This window comes from Streptomyces sp. SID5464, assembly GCF_009862985.1.
GTDB lineage: Bacteria > Actinomycetota > Actinomycetes > Streptomycetales > Streptomycetaceae > Streptomyces > Streptomyces chartreusis_D.
In genome coordinates, this window is the sequence record NZ_WWIQ01000001.1 from 137,995 (window position 1) to 154,385 (window position 16,391).

Sequence of the window (16,391 nt, forward strand, 5' to 3'; positions counted from 1 at the left end):
CTTCGACGTGCGCGGCGGGCTGCTGATCCGGCAGATCCACCACTGGGCGGCGCTGGTGTTCATCACGGGCATGCTGGTGCACATGATGCGGGTGTTCTTCACCGGCGCCTTCCGCAAGCCCCGCGAGCTCAACTGGGTCTTCGGCTGGACGCTGCTGATGCTCGGCATCATCACCGGCCTGACCGGCTACTCCCTCCCCGACGACCTGCTGTCCGGCACCGGCATCCGCTTCGCGCAGGGCGCGATCCTGTCGGTCCCGATCGTCGGGACGTACCTGTCGTTCTTCCTCTTCGGCGGGGAGTTCCCGGGCGAGGACATCATCTCGCGGCTGTACCCCGTCCACATCCTGCTGCTGCCCGGGATCATGCTGGCTCTGGTGACCGCCCATCTGATTTTGGTCTTCTACCACAAGCACACGCAGTTCCCGGGCCCCGGGCGCAAGGAGCGGTCGGTCGTGGGGATGCCCTTCCTGCCGGTCTACATGGCCAAGGCGGGCGGCTTCTTCTTCCTGGTCTTCGGTGTCCTGACGGTCATGGGCGCGATCGCCCAGATCAACCCCGTGTGGGCCTTCGGCCCCTACCGTCCCGACCTCGTCACCACGGGCGCCCAGCCCGACTGGTACCTCGGGTTCTCGGAGGGGCTGATCCGGGTGATGCCGGGGTGGGAGATCAACCTGTGGGGCTACACGCTGGTGCTCGGCGTGTTCATCCCCTTCTCGCTCTTCCCGCTGATCCTGCTCGCCCTCGGCCTCTATCCCTTCATCGAGGCGTGGATCACCGGCGACAGGCGCGAGCACCACATCCTGGACCGGCCGCGCAACGTGCCCGTGCGCACCGGCCTGGGCGTGGCCTGGCTGACCCTGTACGCCGTGCTGCTGATCGGCGGCGGCAACGACATCGTGGCCACGCATCTGCATCTGTCCATCAACGTGATCACCTGGTTCGTGCGGATCGGCGTCTTCGTGCTGCCGGTCGTCGCCTTCATCGTCACGAAGAAGATCTGCATGGGCCTCCAGCGCCGCGACCGCGCCAAGGTGCTGCACGGCAGGGAGACCGGCACCATCAAACGGCTGCCGAACGGCGAGTACATCGAAACGCACGAGCCCCTCTCGCAGGGGGAGCTCTTCACCCTCACCCAGCACGAGCAGCGCCCGCCGTACGAGATGGGGCCCCGGGTCGACGCGGGGGGCGTCCGCCGCAAGGTCAAGCGGTCCGAGCGGCTGCGTGCCCGGCTCGCGAAGGCGATGTTCGGGCCGGACGCGCGGATCGAGAAGCCGACGGTGGAGGAGTACCGGGAGATCACCAGCGGCGATCACCAGCCGCACTGACGACCAGGGCCCGGCACTCGTGGGGGTCGCCCCAGGCCGTGCGCAGGGCCCGGGCCTTGGTCAGCCACAGCGACAGGCCGTACTCCGCGGTGTAGCCGATCGCGCCGTGCAGTTGCAGCGCGGTGCGGGCGGTGCTGTACGCCGCCTCGCACGCGGCGACCTTGGCGGCGGCGACCTCCGCCGGCCGCATGCTCAGGGCGGCACCGAAGACCAGCGGACGTGCGAACTCCAGGGCGATCTTCGCGTCGGCCAGCCGGTGCTTGACCGCCTGGAACGACCCGACGGGCACCCCGAACTGACAGCGCCGCTTCACGTGGGCGACGGTCCGGTCGAGGAGCGCCAGGCCCACGCCCAGGGCCTGCGCGGCGGTGGCGAGGCGGGCCCAGGCGAGGGCCTGTTCCGTGAGCGGACCGGCCAGGAGGAGTTCGCCGCCCGGGGTGAGGGGTGTGAGGCGGCGGGCCGGGTCGAGCGCGGGGCGGACGGGGCCGTGGCCGGGGGAGAGGCGGATGCCGTCGGGGGAACAGGACAGGCGCAGGCCGGCGGCGTCGCCGTCGAGGGCGTACGACTGCTCGGTCCCTACTGTCGCGATCGTCCCGCCCGACGCCAGCGGCGGCAGCAGTCGCTTTGCCGTGCCCGGGTCCGCACCGCTGAGGAGCACCGCCGCCATGACCGTCTCGACGAGCGGCCCCGGTACCGCGTGACGGCCCAACTCCACGAAGGCGACGGTCAGGTCGACCGGTCGCGGCCCCAGGCCGCCTTCGCAGGTCTCCGGAACCGCCAGCGCGAACACGCCCGCCTCGGCGACACGGGACCACAGCGCCCGCCCGCTCGCATGGTCGCCCCGGCTCCAGTCCCGCACCACCGCCGGTGTGTCCGCCGCCGTCAGCAAGGCGTCCAGCGAGGCGGCGAAGGCGCGCTGCTCGGCGTCGAGGAGGAAACGCATCAGCGGCGTCCCTTCGGCAGTCCGAGCAGGCGCTCGGCGATGATGTCGCGCTGGATCTCGTTCGTGCCCGCGTAGATCGGACCGGCGAGTGCGAAGACGTACCGCTCCGCCCAGTCCGTGTCCGCCGGCTCGCCCTGAGGGCCCAGGAGATCGAGGGCCGTCTCGTGCAGGGCGAGGTCCAGTTCGGACCAGAAGACCTTGTTCAGGCTCGACTCCGGGCCGACGGCCCCGCCGTCCAGGAAGCGGGAGGCGGCCGCGTACGTGAAGAGCTGGTAGGCGCGGGCGCCGATCAGGGCGTCGGCCACCCGCTCCCGCTCCGACACCGGACCGCCCCGCTCCCGCCACAACTCGCCCAGCCGCCGCGCGGCGGCGAGGAAACGGCCGGGGGAGCGGAGCATCAGCCCGCGTTCGGCGCCCGCCGTCGCCATCGCGATCCGCCAGCCCTGGCCGGGTGCGCCGATCACGTCCTCGTCGGGCACGAAGACCTCGTCCAGGAACAGCTCCGCGAACGCCGGCTTGCCGTCGAGGCGGGCGATCGGGCGGACCGTGACCCCCGGGCCGCGAAGGTCGAACATGAGGTACGTCAGGCCCTGGTGCGGCTTCGCGGTGTCCGGGTGGCTGCGGAACAGGCCGAACGCGCGGTCGGCGAACGCGGCCCGCGAGGACCAGGTCTTCTGGCCGCTCAAGCGCCAGCCGCCGTCCGTGCGCACGGCCCTCGCCCGCAGGGACGCCAGGTCCGAACCGGCCTCGGGCTCCGACCAGGCCTGCGCCCAGACCACCTCTGCGGAGGCCATCGGGGGCAGCACCCGGGCCCGCTGCTCCTCGGTGCCGTGGGCGAAGAGGGTCGGGGCGAGCAGGTGGATGCCGTTCTGCCCGACGCGCCCCGGGGCGCCCGCCGCGTAGTACTCCTCCTCGAAGACCAGCCAGCGCAGGAGCCCCGCGTCCCGCCCGCCGTACTGCGACGGCCAGTCGACCACCGACCAGCGGTCCGCGGCCAGCTCCGCCTCCCAGGCGCGGTGGGCGGCGAAGCCCTCCGCCGTCTCCAGCGAGGGCAGCGGCTCGCGCGGCACGCGCGCGTGCAGCCACTCCCGCACCTCGGTGCGGAACTCCTCGTCCGCCGGCGAGAACGCGAGATCCACGACCGCCCTCCTTCCCTAACAAGTGTTTGGTAGGTTAGCGTGAGGCCATGACAGACGTCGAGAGTCCGTCGTACGTGCCCGGCCACGGCGTGCTGAAGGGGCGGACCGCCGTGATCACCGCCGCGGCCGGCGCGGGAATCGGCGGGGCCACCGCGCGCCGCTTCCTGGAGGAGGGCGCGCGCGTCCTGATCAGCGACGCGCACGCGCGGCGGCTCAAGGAGCACCAGGCGGAGCTGGCCGGCGAGTTCGGCGCGGCGTCGGTCGCCGCTGCACCCTGCGACGTCACCGACGAGAGGCAGGTCCGCGCCCTCTTCGACACGGCGGTCCGGGAACACGGACGCCTCGACGTCGTGGTCAACAACGCCGGTCTCGGCGGCACCGCGGACCTCGTCGACATGACCGACGAACAGTGGTCCCGCGTCCTGGACGTCACGCTGAACGGCACGTTCCGGTGCCTGCGGGCCGCACTCCGTCACATGCGGGAAAGCGGCGGCGTGATCGTCAACAACGCCTCCGTCGTCGGCTGGCGCGCCCAGGCCGGGCAGGCCCACTACGCCGCCGCGAAAGCGGGAGTGATGGCGCTGACCCGGTGCGCGGCGGTCGAGGCGGCCGAGTACGGCGTGCGGGTCAACGCCGTCGCGCCCAGCCTCGCCATGCATCCGCACCTGGTGAAGGTGACCACGCCCGAGCTGCTCGCCGAGCTGATCTCACGCGAGGCCTACGGGCGGTACGCCGAGCCCTGGGAGGTGGCCAACGTGATCGTGTTCCTGGCCTCCGGCTACTCCTCGTACATGACGGGGGAAGTGGTGTCCGTCAGCAGCCGGCACCCCTAGGACAATGGACCTGTGCCTCCTACGAAGAAGAAACCCCAGGTGACCGCCGCAGAGCCCGCCGCCGCCCGCGACCGCCGCAGCGAACTCCTCGGCACCGCCGCCGAGGTCTTCGCCGAGCAGGGCTACAACGCCACCACCGTCCGCAAGATCGCGGACCACGCGGGGATGCTCGCGGGCAGCCTCTACTACCACTTCGACTCCAAGGAGTCGATGCTGGAGGAGATCCTGCGCACCTTCCTCGAGGAGCTCTGGGACGGCTACGACGCCGTGCTGGGTGCCGGACTCGGGCCCCGTGAGACGCTGCAGGCCCTGGTCACCGAGTCGTTCCGGGAGATCGACCGGCATCGCGCGGCCGTCGCGATCTACCAGAAGGAGAGCAAGCAGCTCGTGGCGCAGGAGCGGTTCGCGTTCCTCGCCGAGTCGCAGCGCAGATTCGAGAAGGCGTGGCTGTCCACGCTGGAGCGCGGCGTCGCCGAACGGGCCTTCCGGGCCGACCTCGACGTCCGGCTCACCTACCGGTTCGTGCGCGACACGGTGTGGGTGGCCGCGTCCTGGTACCGGCCGGGCGGGCGGCACAGCCCGGACGAGATCGCCCGGCAGTACCTGTCGATGGTGCTGGACGGGATCGCCGTACGCGAATAGCCCTTATCCCCGAGGGAGTTGCCATGGCCGAGGCCTACATCGTCGAAGCGGTCCGCACGCCCGTCGGGCGGCGCGGGGGAGGGCTGAGCGCCGTCCATCCGGCCGATCTCGGCGCGCATGTGCTGAAAGAGCTGATGAGCCGCTCGGGCGTCGACCCGGCGGCCGTGGAGGACGTCGTCCTCGGCTGTCTGGACGCGGTGGGGCCGCAGGCCGGGGACATCGCGCGGACCTGCTGGCTGGCGGCCGGGCTGCCCGAGGAGGTGCCGGGCGTGACCGTCGACCGGCAGTGCGGTTCCTCGCAGCAGGCCGTGCACTTCGCGGCGCAGGCCGTGCTGTCCGGCACGCAGGACCTGGTCGTGGCCGGCGGGGTGCAGAACATGTCGATGATCCCCATCGCCTTCGCCACCCGGCAGGCCGCCGAGCCGCTGGGGCTCACCCAGGGCCCGTTCGCGGGCAGTGCGGGCTGGCGGGCCCGGTACGGGGACAAGCCCGTCAACCAGTTCGCGGGCGCCGAGATGATCGCCGCGAAGTGGGGGATCGGCCGGCGGGACCAGGAGGAGTTCGCCCTGCGGTCCCATCAGCGGGCGGTGCGGGCGATCGACGAGGGCCGCTTCGACCGCGAGACCGTGCCGTACGGGGAGGTCGCGGCCGACGAGGGCCCGCGCCGGGACACGTCCCTGGAGAAGATGGCGGGGCTCAAGCCGGTCCTCGACGGCGGCACGATCACCGCCGCCTGTTCCTCACAGGTCTCCGACGGGGCGGCGGCGATGCTGCTGGCCTCGGAGCGGGCCGTGCGCGAGCACGGGCTCACCCCCCGCGCGCGTGTGCACCATCTCTCGGTGCGCGGCGAGGACCCGATCCGCATGCTCACCGCCCCGATCCCGGCCACCGCCCACGCCCTGAGGAAGACCGGCATGACCATCGGCGACATCGACCTGGTCGAGATCAACGAGGCCTTCGCCCCGGTCGTCCTGGCCTGGCTGAAGGAGACCGGCGCGGACCCGGAGAAGGTCAACGTCAACGGCGGTGCCATCGCCCTGGGTCACCCGCTGGGCGCGACCGGCGTGAAGCTGATGACGACCCTGCTGCACGAACTGGAGCGCACCGGCGGCCGGTTCGGCCTGCAGACCATGTGCGAGGGCGGTGGCCAGGCCAATGTGACGATCATCGAGAGGCTGTGAGACGCCGGCGGGTGTCCTCGGCCTCCTCCATGATCCGCTCCACCAGCTCCGCGCACGAGGGCAGGTCGTCGATCACTCCGGCGACCTGCCCGGACGCCATCACGCCCAGATCCGTACGGCCGTCCACCATGGACGCCTTGAGCAGCATCGGTGTGTTGGCGGCGAGCAGGACCTGGCTCCAGGTCAGGTCCTTGCCGTGCCGGAGGGCGAGGCCGTCGCGGACCATGCGACGCCAGGTGAGGCCGGACAGCCGCCGGAAGCGGGACGCCCTGCGCGTCGCATGGAACAGGGCTGTCACCCGGCCCGCGTCCTCCAGCGCGTCCACCAGCTCCGTGCGCAGCATGCGATGCGGCAGCCCGTCCACCGCCCGGGTGACCGTCACGTCCCGCACCGTCGCCGCCAGGTACCGCGCCTTCACCGCCTCCGGCACCGTCGAGTCCGAGGTGAGCAGGAACCTCGTGCCCATGGCGATACCCGCCGCGCCGTAGGCCAGAGCCGCGACCAGTCCCCGCCCGTCGAAGAACCCGCCCGCCGCCACGACCGGTATGTCCACGGCGTTGACCACCTGCGGCAGCAGCACCGTCGTGGCCACCTCGCCGGTGTGCCCGCCGCCCTCCGTGCCCTGCACGAGGACCGCGTCCGCGCCCCACCCGGCGACCTTCTCGGCGTGCCGCCGCGCCCCCACCGTCGGCATGACGACCACCCCGGCCTCCTTGAGCTCGCCGATCAGCTCCCGGGAGGGGGCCAGGGCGAAGGAGGCGACCCGGACGCCCTCCTCGATCAGGATCCGCACCCGGTCGCCGGCGTCCGCCGCGTCGGCGCGCAGGTTCACCCCGAACGGCGCGTCGGTACGGGCCCGGACCTCCCGGACGGCCGCGCGCAACCGGTCGAGCGTCATCGTCGCGGAGGCCAGGATGCCCAGAGCGCCCGCGTTCGCCGTGGCGGAGACCAGACGCGGCCCCGCCACCCAGCCCATCCCGGTCTGCACGAGGGGATGACGGACCCCGGTCAGCCGGGTCAGCGCCGTCTCCATCACGCGGCGACCTCCCTGGTACGAGCGGCGGCCGGGTCGACGACCTCGCGGATCAGCCGGAGCTCCTCGGCGGTCGGCTCGCGGGTCGGCGGCACCTCGTCCGGGACGCTCAGCTCGAAGCCCGTCGCCTCCCTGACCTGCTCCACCGTGACCCCCGGGTGCAGCGAGGCCAGCCGCATCGAACGGTCCGGGGTGGCGAAGTCGAAGACACCCAGGTCGGAGACGACCCGCGGGATGCGGTGGTGACGCGCCCCGGCGGCGTGGTCGTACCCGACTCCGCAGACCAGGTCGACCCGCTCGACGAAAACCCGCCGGGAGTGCCTGGGGATCCAGTAACTGGTCGGATGGTTGAGGGTGTTGACCGGTGCCCCGCGCACCCCGAGCAGCTGCCGCCGCGGCCGCTCCCAGTCGCCGATGCAGGAGATGTTCTGGTTGCCGAACCGGTCGATCTGGCTCGCGCCCATCATCACGTGCCGCCGGCCTCCGGTGACCAGGGCCAGATGCTGCCGGTACGGCAGCCAGCCCTCCGTCGTCCCGTCCGGGCGGACCAGCAGCGCCTCGCCGTCGGTCAGCAGCAGGTCCGGCGCGAAGGTGAGCCGGGCGAGGCGGGCGCCGACGGAGGGGATCAGCCCCATGGGGCTCGCGAGCACCTCACCGTCGCCCCGCCAGGCCTCGGCGCACGCGATCACGCAGTACTCCGCGCGGCTGACGCGCGTCATGTCCCCTCCCCGACGGCCGACTGGTACGCCTGCTCGTCCCCGGCGAGGAAGCGGGCCGCGAACTGAGACCAGGGTGTCGTCGCGTACGTCTTCTGGAAGGCCTCGTCCCGGCCGTAGTCGGGTGCGCAGGACGTGAAGTGCGCCCCGTTCGGGGCCTCCACGACGCCTGTCACCGTGTGCCGCTTGAGCAGCAGGGTCTGCGGCGGTGCCGCCTTCGTCAACTCGGCCGTGTCGACGATCCGTTCGCAGCTGACGTACGCCGTGTCCGCCGCCTCGCAGAACAGGTCGTCGAAGTACGGGTCCGGGCCCAGGTACTGCCCGTTTCCCAGCCGGTCGGCGCGGTTGACGTGCACCAGGGCCGCGTCGAGCCGCAGGGCGGGCATCGCCACGAACGTCTCCCCGTCCTCGTACGGCGAAGTGACCGTCCGCAGGCCGGGGTTGACCCGCATCACGTCCGAGCCGATGCCGGCCCGCACGGGCAGGAACGGCAGCCGGTTCGCCGCCGCGTGCAGGCCCCACATGAACATCGCCTCGTCGATCTCCGTCAGGTCGAAGGCCCCACGCTCGCGGGCCGCGCGGTAGTGCGGCTCCAGGGGGATCGAGTCCAGGGTGACGAAGGCCGTGACCAGCTTCCGGATCCGCCCGGCGGCGGCCAGCATGCCGATGTCCGGGCCGCCGTACGAGACGATCGTGAGATCGGTGATCCGGGATCGGAGCAGTGCTCTCACCAGGGCCATCGGCTTGCGGCGCGAGCCCCAGCCGCCGATGCCGAGGGTCATGCCGCTGGACAGGCGGGACACGGCCTCGTCGACCGTCATCGTCTTGTCACTCACCTACGTGCCCTCCTTCCCGAAGCCGGCGCGCACCCGGTCCGCCACCCCGCTGAGGCCCGCCTCGAAGGTGAAGCCCTGCTCGAAGCGGTAGCTGCGGCGCACGTCGACCGGGTCGATGCCGTTGATGGCGGCCTTGGCCAGGCGCAGCAGCCGCCCGTCCTTGGCGGCGATCTCGCGGGCCAGCCTCAGGGCTGCAGCGCGCAGTTCCCCGCGCGGCACGACCCGCCACACCGAGCCGTGCGCGTGCAACTCGGCCGCGGTCGCCGTGCGCGAGGTGTAGTACAGGGCGCGCATCAGGTGCTGCGGCACCAGCCGGGCCAGGTGGGTGGCCGCGCCCAGCGCACCCCGGTCCAGCTCGGGCAGCCCGAAGACGGCGTCCTCGCTCGCCACGATCACGTCCGCGTTGCCCACCAGCCCGATACCGCCGCCCAGGCAGAAGCCGTGCACCGCCGCCACGACCGGCACCGCGCAGTCGTACACGGCGGCGAAGGCCTCCGCGCAGGCGTGGTTGGCGCCGATCAGCGCGCCGTTCGGGTCGTTCTGTATCTCCTTGATGTCCACGCCCGCGTTGAACCCGCGCCCCTCGGCCCTCAGCACCACGCACCGCACCTCCGGGTCGCGCCCGGCCGCGCGCACCGCGTCGGCCAGGGCGAACCAGCCGGCCACCGGCAGGGCGTTCACCGGCGGGAAGTCGACCGTGACGACGGCTATGCCCTTTTCCACGCACGAGGTGGAGACACCCATGGCCGCATCAGCTACCTTTCCACCAAACGTTTGTTAGGTGGAAGGTAGCAGCGAATGGAGCTGGACGGGAGGGTCGCCGTCGTCACGGGCGGGACCCGGGGCGTCGGGGCCGGCATCGCGCGTGCCTTCGCACGGGCGGGAGCCGAGGTCGTGGTCTGTGCCCGCCGCCCACCGGAAGTCCCGGTGCCCGGAACCGAGTTCGTGCCGCTGGACGTCCGGGACGCCGACGCCGTCCGGCGGCTGTGCGGCGAGCTGCCCCGGCTGGACGTCCTCGTCAACAACGCGGGCGGCAGCCCCCACCGCCCGCTCACCCACGCCGACGCCGACCGGCACGCGCGCGTGGTGGAGCTCAACCTCGTGGCACCGCTGACCGTGTCCCTCGCCGCGTACGAGCACCTACGGCGGGCCAGGGGCTCGATCGTCATGATCGGCAGCGTCAGCGGAGGCCGCCCGTCCCCGGGCACCGCCGCCTACGGCGCCGCCAAGGCGGGCCTGGAGAGCCTCGCCCGCTCGATGGCCGTGGAGTGGGCGCCCGACATCCGGGTCAACACCCTCGTCGTCGGCATGGTCCGCACCGAACTGTCCCACCTCCACTACGGCGACCGGGACGGCGTAGCCGCCGTCGCCCGCACCGTCCCGCTCGGCCGTCTCGCCGAGCCGTCCGACGTCGGCCGGGCCGCAGTCTTCCTCGCCTCGGACGCCGCCGCCTACATCAGCGGGGCGAGTCTGCTCGTCCACGGGGGCGGGGAGCGCCCCGCGTTCCTGGGCGTCTCGACCGCGCACAAGGAGACCTGAGATGAGCGGAATCTGTGACGGGCGGGTCGTCGTCGTCACCGGCGCGGGCCGGGGGCTCGGCCGCGCCCACGCCCTCGCCTTCGCCGCCGAGGGCGCGCGGCTCGTCGTCAACGACCTCGGCGTCGGCCTCGACGGCACACCCGGAGCCGACGGGATGCCCGGGCCCGGCAGCCCGGCCACCCGTGTCGCCGAGGAGATCCGCGCGGCGGGCGGCGAGGCGGTGCCGCACGGCGGCGACATCGCCACGACCGAGGGCGCGGCCTCTCTCGTCCGGACGGCCCTGGAGACGTACGGCCGGCTCGACACGCTCGTCAACAACGCGGGCTTCCTGCGCGACCGGATGCTGGTCAACCTCGACGAGGACGACTTCGACGCCGTCGTACGCGTCCACCTCAAGGGCCACTTCCTGCCCCTGCGGCACGCCGCCGCGCACTGGCGGTCCGAGGCCAAGGCGGGCCGCCCGCCGGAGGCCCGGATCGTCAACACCAGCAGCGGAGCCGGGCTGCTCGGCTCGGTCGGACAAGGCAACTACAGCGCCGCCAAGGCCGGGATCGTCGCCCTGACGCTGGTCGCGGCGGCCGAACTGCGCCGCTACGGCGTCCAGGTCAACGCGATCGCCCCCGCCGCCCGGACCCGTATGACGGAGCGGACCTTCGCCGAAACCATGGCGGCGCCCGACTCGGGCTTCGACGCGATGGCCCCGGAGAACGTCTCCCCCCTGGTCGTCTGGCTCGGCTCGGCCGCGAGCGCGGGGGTCACGGGCCGGGTCTTCGAGGCGGAGGGCGGCCGGATCACGGTGATGGAGGGCTGGCGCCCGGGTCCGAGCGCGGACAAGGGGGAACGGTGGGTTCCGGCAGAGGCGGGGGAGGCGGCGCGGAAACTGCTGGCGGAGGCGGACGAGCCGGGGCCGGTGTACGGAGCTTGAAGGCGGTGTACGGGACTTGCAAGGCGATGTACGGGACTTGAACGGTGGCGTACGGGACTTGAACGGTGGCGTACGGCTTGAAAGGCGCACCCGGAGGCGCGCGCACTGGGGAATGCCTACGTGTCGCACTCCAACACGCTCCGGCACAACGCACACCGCGCCCGGACCCGCCCCCGCACCGGCACCCTGATCCGCTGATGGCAGGTCGGACACGGAAACGACACCCGCAGCCGCCCACCCCCGTCGGGAGTGAACGAGTACCGCACACCCGGCTGCGGCGGCCCGGCCGGCGCGTGCCGCCGGTCGCGCGCGTACCGCCGCCGCCCCGCCCAGCCCGCCGCGGTCAGCGGCGGCTGCTGCTCATCGCGCCGGGCCAGCTCCATCCCCTTCACGTACGCCGTGTACGCCTGCGGGCTGGTGAACCACACCGACGGGTCCTCGCCGAAGACCAGCGCGCGCTTGGCCAGCACGTACCCGAATTCCTCCGGCGTCAGATAACCCAGCTTCTGGGACGACGCCCGGTCCTCCCGGTACGCGTCCAGCAGCAGCCAGCCCGCGCCCAGATACGTCGTCGCCGTGTCCGTCAGGATCTCGTTGTCCCGGACGCCGGGAAACGACAGGTCGAGGCGGTGCAGATACACATGCATCACCTCGTGCGCCAGGGCCGCCCCGATGTCCCGCCGATGCGTACGGAACCGGTCGTTCAGCTCCACGAAGTACTCCGGCCCGGCCGCGAGCTCGACGTTCGCCGCGTGCCGCATCTCCCGGAAGCTCACGATCAGCCGGGCGTCCGGCAGCCGGTAGTGCCGCACCAGCTCGTGCGCCACCCGCTGCGCCCCCAGATACAGGTCGTCGGTGTCGCAGAACGCCACGTCGGCGGGGAGCACACTGGTCGCGAACGTCTGGATCGTGTCGTACGACAGTCGCTTGTACAGCGCCGTGATGGCCGCCCGCACCGTCTCCAGATGCGGGTAGCCGTGCTCGACCGGCCCGTCGTTCGCCACGCCTCACCCCCAAGACGCCCCTGAACCCGGTTCCACTGTACGAAAGTGTGACGCCCACAGGGGCGCTCCGCCGCCGCGAAAACCGGTCGTCGCCGCTCCCGCCCGCCGACAGAATCCGGGCCGTGACCAGCGAACAGCGTTCCGTCGCCGCCTCGCTCCAGGTGGGCGGGCAGGACGACGAACTCTGCCGTGGACATGCTCTGGGTGCGCGCGGACCAGCAGCCCGCCGGCTGGGGCGGCCGGCTGATGCGCGCCGCGGAGGCCGAGGCCGTCCGGCGCGGCTGCACGGACATGATCGTCTCCACGGACAGCTTCCAGGCGCCCGCTGCTACCCGCGGCTCGGCTTCCGGGAACGGGCCCGCATCGAGGGCGTGCCCGGCGGACACGAGGAGATCTACTTCCACAAGCGGCTGAGCGAGGCTTCGACAAGCGGCTGAGCACCGCCGAGTCGTGAGACGGCCCGCGGCCGCCGGGCCTGCGCCCCTTAGGCTGACCTGCCATGACCACCAGCAACACCGGCACCGGTGACGTCGACCCTGCCGTCGTCACGGAACTCGCCCGCCTGCGCGACAGCATCGACAACATCGACGCGGCCGTCGTCCACATGCTCGCCGAGCGGTTCAAGTGCACCCAGCAGGTCGGCCACCTCAAGGCCCGGCACCAGTTGCCGCCCGCCGACCCGGCCCGTGAGGCCCGCCAGATCGCCCGGCTGCGCGCGCTCGCCGAGAACGCCAAACTGGACCCGGCCTTCGCGGAGAAGTTCCTGAACTTCATCGTCGCCGAAGTCATTCGCCACCACGAACGCATCGCGGACGAGACGCTCAACGGCACAGCGCCCGGCCGCGACTGACCTCACGCGACCACCCTCCGGGGGAGTGACACGGCGTCCCGCGCGGGGCATGCTGCGCTGTGCACAGCATGTCAGCTGACGAGTACTGCGCGTCAGTGTCCCGGACTACTCTGGTCCTCCACGAGGGAGGGGCGTCGGGCCATGCCGTCGGATACCAGGATCCTCATCGTCGACGATCACGAGGACACGCTGTACGCGCTGGAGAGCGCCCTGGCCCCGCTGGGCTATCTGCTCGGCCGGGCCACCAGCGGAGACGAGGCGCTCAAGCAGGTGCTGCGCGGCCAGGTAGGCCTGCTCCTGCTCGACGTGCGCATGCCCGGCGTGAGCGGACTGGAGGTCGTGCGCTACATGCGGCGCGTGGAACAGACCCAGCACATCCCGGTGATCCTGCTCACCGGCTTCGGCCCCGACCAGGAACTGACCACCGCCGCCTTCGGCCTCGGCGTCGCCGACCTCGTCATGAAACCCGTGGACCCCTGGGCCCTGCGCACCAAGGTCCGCTACCTCTTCGACGCCCACCAGCACCACCTCGCCCTGGAGCAGGAGGTGCGCCGGCTGCGCGCTCAGGTCCGGGAGCACACCGAGACCGCCGCACACCCACAGCGGCCCGCCCTGCCCCACCCCGACGTGCATGTGCCGCCCCAGCGGCCCACGGGGGCGCACGCCGGGGAGCTCGAAAAAGACCGCGCATAGACCGGACATTGGGCGCGTACCGATCCGCCTCTGTGCCATGCCAGTGCCATCAGGCAGCATGTCCTGCATGTCCGTACTGACGCGCGACGAAGCGCAGACCCGAGCAGGGCTCCTCGACGTCCACCGCTACACGATCGAACTCGACCTGACCACCGGGGACGAGACCTTCGACTCCCGCACCCTGATCAGGTTCAGCGCCCGCGCGCACGGGGACACCTTCGTCGAGGTCAAGCCCGCCGAGCTGCGCTCCGTCACCCTCGACGGACAACCTCTGGACCCGGAAGCCCTCGACGGCAACCGGCTGCCCCTGAAGAACCTCACCGCCGGCGAACACGAACTGCGCGTGCACGCGCACATGCGCTACTCCCGCACCGGCGAGGGCATGCACCGCTTCACCGACCCCACCGACGGCGAGACCTACGTCTACACCCAGCTGTTCATGGAGGACGTCCAGCGCGTCTTCGCCGCCTTCGACCAGCCCGACCTCAAGGCCGTCTTCGAGCTGTCGGTGCAGGCCCCGGAAGGCTGGACCGTCCTCGCCAACGGCGTCACCGAGCACACCGGCGACGGCCTCTGGAAGGCCGCCGCCACCCCGCTGATCTCCACCTACCTCGTCGCCGTCGCCGCCGGCCCCTGGCACTCCGTGCGCGCCGAGCACCGCGGCCTGCCCTTCGGCCTGCACTGCCGCCGCTCCCTCGCCCCCTACCTGGACACGGACGCCGACGAGCTCCTCGACGTCACGCGCGCGTGCTTCGACCGGTACCACGAGAAGTTCGACGAGCCCTACCCCTTCGACTCCTACGACCAGGCCTTCGTCCCCGAGTTCAACGCGGGCGCCATGGAGAACCCCGGTCTGGTCACCTTCCGCGACGAGTTCGTCTACCGCTCCGCCGTCACCGACACCGAGCGGCAGACCCGCGCCATGGTCGTCGCCCACGAGATGGCCCACATGTGGTTCGGCGACCTCGTCACCCTCAAGTGGTGGGACGACATCTGGCTGAACGAGTCCTTCGCCGAGTACATGGGCTACCAGACCCTCACCGAGGCAACCCGCTTCACCGACACCTGGACCGACTTCGGCGTCAACCGCAAGGCCTGGGGCTACGACGCGGACCAGCGCCCCTCCACCCACCCCGTCGCCCCCGAGGCCGTCGACGACACCGCCGCCGCGCTGCTCAACTTCGACGGCATCTCCTACGCCAAGGGCGCCTCGGCGCTGCGGCAGCTGGTCGCCTGGCTCGGCGAGAAGGACTTCCTGGCCGGCATCAACACCCACTTCGCCCGCCACAAGTTCGGCAACGCCACCCTCGCCGACTTCATCGACTCCCTCGCCGGCGCCACCGAACGCGACGTCCACGCCTGGGCCGACGCCTGGCTGCGCACCACCGGCGTCGACACCCTCACCCCGAGCATCGCCCCCGGGGAGAACGGCACCTGCGCCCTCACCGTCGACCGCACGGGCAGCCGCCCGCACCGCATCGCCGCCGGCCTGTACGACCGGGACCTCGGCGACGACGGCGGGCAGCTCGTCCTGCGCGAACGCCTCCACCTGGACCTGCCGCAGACCGGCGCCCGTCCCATCGGCAAGCGCCCCGCGCTGCTCCTCCTCAACGACGGCGACCTCAGCTACGCCAAGGTCCGCTTCGACCCCGAGTCCTTCGAGACCATCCGCAAGGACCTGTCCGGCCTGCCCGAACCGCTCACCCGCGCGGTCGTGTGGAACGCCCTGCGCGACGCCGTCCGCGACGGCGAACTGGCGCCCGCCGCCTACCTGGAGACCGCCCGGGCCCATCTCCCGCTGGAGACCGACCTCGCGATCGCCCAGGGCGTGCTCGCCTTCGCGTCCACGTACATCACCGACCGCTACGTCACGCCCGAGGAGCGGCCCGCCGCGCTCGCCACGCTCTCCGAGCTGTGCCGCGACCTCATCCGCCGCACCGAGGACGGCGACAACCCCGGCCTGCGCCTGATCGCCGTACGGCACCGCATCGACGTCGCCGCCCACCCGGACACCATCGCCGCCTGGCTCGCCGACGGCACCGTGCCCGGCGGCCCGGAGCTCGACCCCGAGCTGCGCTGGCGCGTCCTGGGCCGGCTCGCCGTCCTCGGCGCCACCGACGAGGCCGCCATCGCCGCCGAACTGGAACGCGACCCGAGCGCCACCGGCCTGGAGGGCGCCGCCCGCTGCCGGGCCGCCCTGCCCGACCCGGAGGCCAAGGCCCGCGCCTGGGAGTCGATGTTCGGCTCCGACGACCTGTCCAACTACCTGTTCACCGCCACCGCCCAGGGCTTCTGGCAGCCCGAACAGGCCGACCTGGTAGGCGCGTACGTGCCGCGCTACTACACGGACGCGGTCGACCTCGCCGACCGACGCGGGCCGGCCATCGCCGAAGCCGCCGGCCGCTGGGCCTTCCCCGCCGACGCCGTCGACCCCGAGAACCTCCGCCTCGGCCAGGAGTGCCTGCGGGACGCCGCACCGATCCCGGCGCTGCGCCGCAAACTCGTCGACCAACTCGACGACCTGGCAAGGGCGCTGCGGGTCCGCCGAGACCAGGAGGTCTAGGGCCGGTCCCCGGGGCGCGGACGGTCGCCCGTCGGCGGCCCGGGCGGAGGACTTGAGGACCTGCGGACCTGAGGACCTGGGATCCGAGGCCCGGGCCGGGCGGTTCCGTACGAGTTTCCCCGTACGGAAGCACCTCCTCCGGCATCCGGTCGTTGGGCTATTCGGGC

At 72.3% G+C, this 16,391-nt stretch carries 17 protein-coding genes; 10 read left to right on the forward strand and 7 right to left on the reverse strand.

The window, feature by feature from the left end:
* The coding region (locus GTY47_RS00625; protein WP_010039479.1) for a cytochrome b at positions 1-1,327 on the forward strand (1,327 nt) is incomplete at its 5' end.
* Here GTY47_RS00625 and GTY47_RS00630 read toward each other — a convergent pair.
* Complete coding sequence (locus GTY47_RS00630) at positions 1,299-2,270, reverse strand: acyl-CoA dehydrogenase family protein (RefSeq protein WP_010039480.1); 972 nt, start codon at positions 2,268-2,270, stop codon at positions 1,299-1,301. The two genes, GTY47_RS00625 and GTY47_RS00630, sit on opposite strands and share 29 nt — an antisense overlap.
* Positions 2,270-3,409: an acyl-CoA dehydrogenase family protein gene (locus GTY47_RS00635; protein WP_010039481.1), complete on the reverse strand. Its 1,140-nt coding sequence runs from the start codon at positions 3,407-3,409 to the stop codon at positions 2,270-2,272. Before GTY47_RS00635 ends, GTY47_RS00630 begins: the two co-directional genes overlap by 1 nt.
* A gap of 47 nt (positions 3,410-3,456) precedes the next feature.
* On the opposite strand from GTY47_RS00635, the gene GTY47_RS00640 reads away from it, so the two are divergent.
* From GTY47_RS00640 to GTY47_RS00650, 3 genes are read left to right on the forward strand one after another with little or no spacing between them, the layout of a single operon-like run.
* Complete coding sequence (locus GTY47_RS00640) at positions 3,457-4,242, forward strand: SDR family oxidoreductase (protein WP_010039482.1); 786 nt, start codon at positions 3,457-3,459, stop codon at positions 4,240-4,242.
* A 12-nt stretch (positions 4,243-4,254) separates the two neighbouring features.
* Positions 4,255-4,884, forward strand: a complete 630-nt coding sequence (locus tag GTY47_RS00645) for a TetR/AcrR family transcriptional regulator (RefSeq protein ID WP_050810229.1) — start codon at positions 4,255-4,257, stop codon at positions 4,882-4,884.
* A 23-nt stretch (positions 4,885-4,907) separates the two neighbouring features.
* Positions 4,908-6,065, forward strand: a complete 1,158-nt coding sequence (locus GTY47_RS00650; protein WP_010039486.1) for an acetyl-CoA C-acetyltransferase — start codon at positions 4,908-4,910, stop codon at positions 6,063-6,065.
* Here GTY47_RS00650 and GTY47_RS00655 read toward each other — a convergent pair.
* Genes GTY47_RS00655 through GTY47_RS00670 form a run of 4 tightly spaced genes read right to left on the reverse strand, consistent with a single transcriptional unit; the run spans position 6,049 to position 9,394 of the window.
* Complete coding sequence (locus GTY47_RS00655) at positions 6,049-7,098, reverse strand: nitronate monooxygenase (RefSeq protein ID WP_010039487.1); 1,050 nt, start codon at positions 7,096-7,098, stop codon at positions 6,049-6,051. The two genes, GTY47_RS00650 and GTY47_RS00655, sit on opposite strands and share 17 nt — an antisense overlap.
* Positions 7,098-7,817 (reverse strand): CoA-transferase, encoded by a 720-nt coding sequence (locus GTY47_RS00660; protein WP_010039488.1) that lies wholly within the window; start codon positions 7,815-7,817, stop codon positions 7,098-7,100. Before GTY47_RS00660 ends, GTY47_RS00655 begins: the two co-directional genes overlap by 1 nt.
* Entirely contained in the window at positions 7,814-8,650 is an 837-nt protein-coding gene (locus GTY47_RS00665; RefSeq protein ID WP_010039489.1) for a CoA-transferase, read from the reverse strand. The genes GTY47_RS00660 and GTY47_RS00665 overlap by 4 nt, the downstream gene beginning before the upstream one ends.
* Complete coding sequence (locus GTY47_RS00670) at positions 8,651-9,394, reverse strand: enoyl-CoA hydratase family protein (RefSeq protein WP_010039490.1); 744 nt, start codon at positions 9,392-9,394, stop codon at positions 8,651-8,653.
* Between the two features lie 54 nt (positions 9,395-9,448).
* On the opposite strand from GTY47_RS00670, the gene GTY47_RS00675 reads away from it, so the two are divergent.
* A complete protein-coding gene (locus GTY47_RS00675; protein ID WP_010039491.1) occupies positions 9,449-10,189 on the forward strand; it encodes an SDR family oxidoreductase in 741 nt (246 codons plus the stop codon).
* 1 nt (position 10,190) lies between these two features.
* Entirely contained in the window at positions 10,191-11,114 is a 924-nt protein-coding gene (locus tag GTY47_RS00680; RefSeq protein ID WP_010039492.1) for an SDR family oxidoreductase, read from the forward strand.
* A gap of 116 nt (positions 11,115-11,230) precedes the next feature.
* Here the strand turns inward: GTY47_RS00680 and GTY47_RS00685 are convergent, their stop codons facing one another.
* Entirely contained in the window at positions 11,231-12,118 is an 888-nt protein-coding gene (locus GTY47_RS00685; protein ID WP_010039494.1) for a hypothetical protein, read from the reverse strand.
* Positions 12,119-12,240: 122 nt separating this feature from the next.
* Here GTY47_RS00685 and GTY47_RS00690 point away from each other — a divergent pair, with 122 nt between their 5' ends.
* The 4 genes from GTY47_RS00690 (at position 12,241) to pepN (ending at position 16,224) form a co-directional block, all read left to right on the forward strand.
* A complete protein-coding gene (locus GTY47_RS00690; RefSeq protein WP_158688409.1) occupies positions 12,241-12,555 on the forward strand; it encodes a hypothetical protein in 315 nt (104 codons plus the stop codon).
* A gap of 62 nt (positions 12,556-12,617) precedes the next feature.
* Positions 12,618-12,968 (forward strand): chorismate mutase, encoded by a 351-nt coding sequence (locus tag GTY47_RS00695; protein WP_010039498.1) that lies wholly within the window; start codon positions 12,618-12,620, stop codon positions 12,966-12,968.
* A 141-nt stretch (positions 12,969-13,109) separates the two neighbouring features.
* The gene (locus tag GTY47_RS00700; protein ID WP_010039500.1) at positions 13,110-13,661 is read left to right on the forward strand and encodes a response regulator; all 552 of its coding nucleotides are present in this window, start codon (positions 13,110-13,112) and stop codon (positions 13,659-13,661) included.
* Positions 13,662-13,728: 67 nt separating this feature from the next.
* Positions 13,729-16,224, forward strand: a complete 2,496-nt coding sequence (gene pepN / locus GTY47_RS00705; RefSeq protein ID WP_010039502.1) for an aminopeptidase N — start codon at positions 13,729-13,731, stop codon at positions 16,222-16,224.
* Positions 16,225-16,391: the final 167 nt, after the last annotated feature.

Excerpts from the sequence above, each read along its gene's own strand:
- GTY47_RS00630 (WP_010039480.1), bottom strand. The coding sequence starts at position 2,270 with ATGCGTTTCCTCCTCGACGCCGAGCAGCGCGCCTTCGCCGCCTCGCTG.
- GTY47_RS00640 (WP_010039482.1), top strand. The coding sequence starts at position 3,457 with ATGACAGACGTCGAGAGTCCGTCGTACGTGCCCGGCCACGGCGTGCTG.
- GTY47_RS00650 (WP_010039486.1), top strand. The coding sequence starts at position 4,908 with ATGGCCGAGGCCTACATCGTCGAAGCGGTCCGCACGCCCGTCGGGCGG.
- GTY47_RS00655 (WP_010039487.1), bottom strand. The coding sequence starts at position 7,098 with ATGGAGACGGCGCTGACCCGGCTGACCGGGGTCCGTCATCCCCTCGTG.
- GTY47_RS00660 (WP_010039488.1), bottom strand. The coding sequence starts at position 7,817 with ATGACGCGCGTCAGCCGCGCGGAGTACTGCGTGATCGCGTGCGCCGAG.
- GTY47_RS00670 (WP_010039490.1), bottom strand. The coding sequence starts at position 9,394 with ATGGGTGTCTCCACCTCGTGCGTGGAAAAGGGCATAGCCGTCGTCACG.
- GTY47_RS00675 (WP_010039491.1), top strand. The coding sequence starts at position 9,449 with ATGGAGCTGGACGGGAGGGTCGCCGTCGTCACGGGCGGGACCCGGGGC.
- GTY47_RS00680 (WP_010039492.1), top strand. The coding sequence starts at position 10,191 with ATGAGCGGAATCTGTGACGGGCGGGTCGTCGTCGTCACCGGCGCGGGC.
- GTY47_RS00695 (WP_010039498.1), top strand. The coding sequence starts at position 12,618 with ATGACCACCAGCAACACCGGCACCGGTGACGTCGACCCTGCCGTCGTC.
- GTY47_RS00700 (WP_010039500.1), top strand. The coding sequence starts at position 13,110 with ATGCCGTCGGATACCAGGATCCTCATCGTCGACGATCACGAGGACACG.
- pepN (WP_010039502.1), top strand. The coding sequence starts at position 13,729 with ATGTCCGTACTGACGCGCGACGAAGCGCAGACCCGAGCAGGGCTCCTC.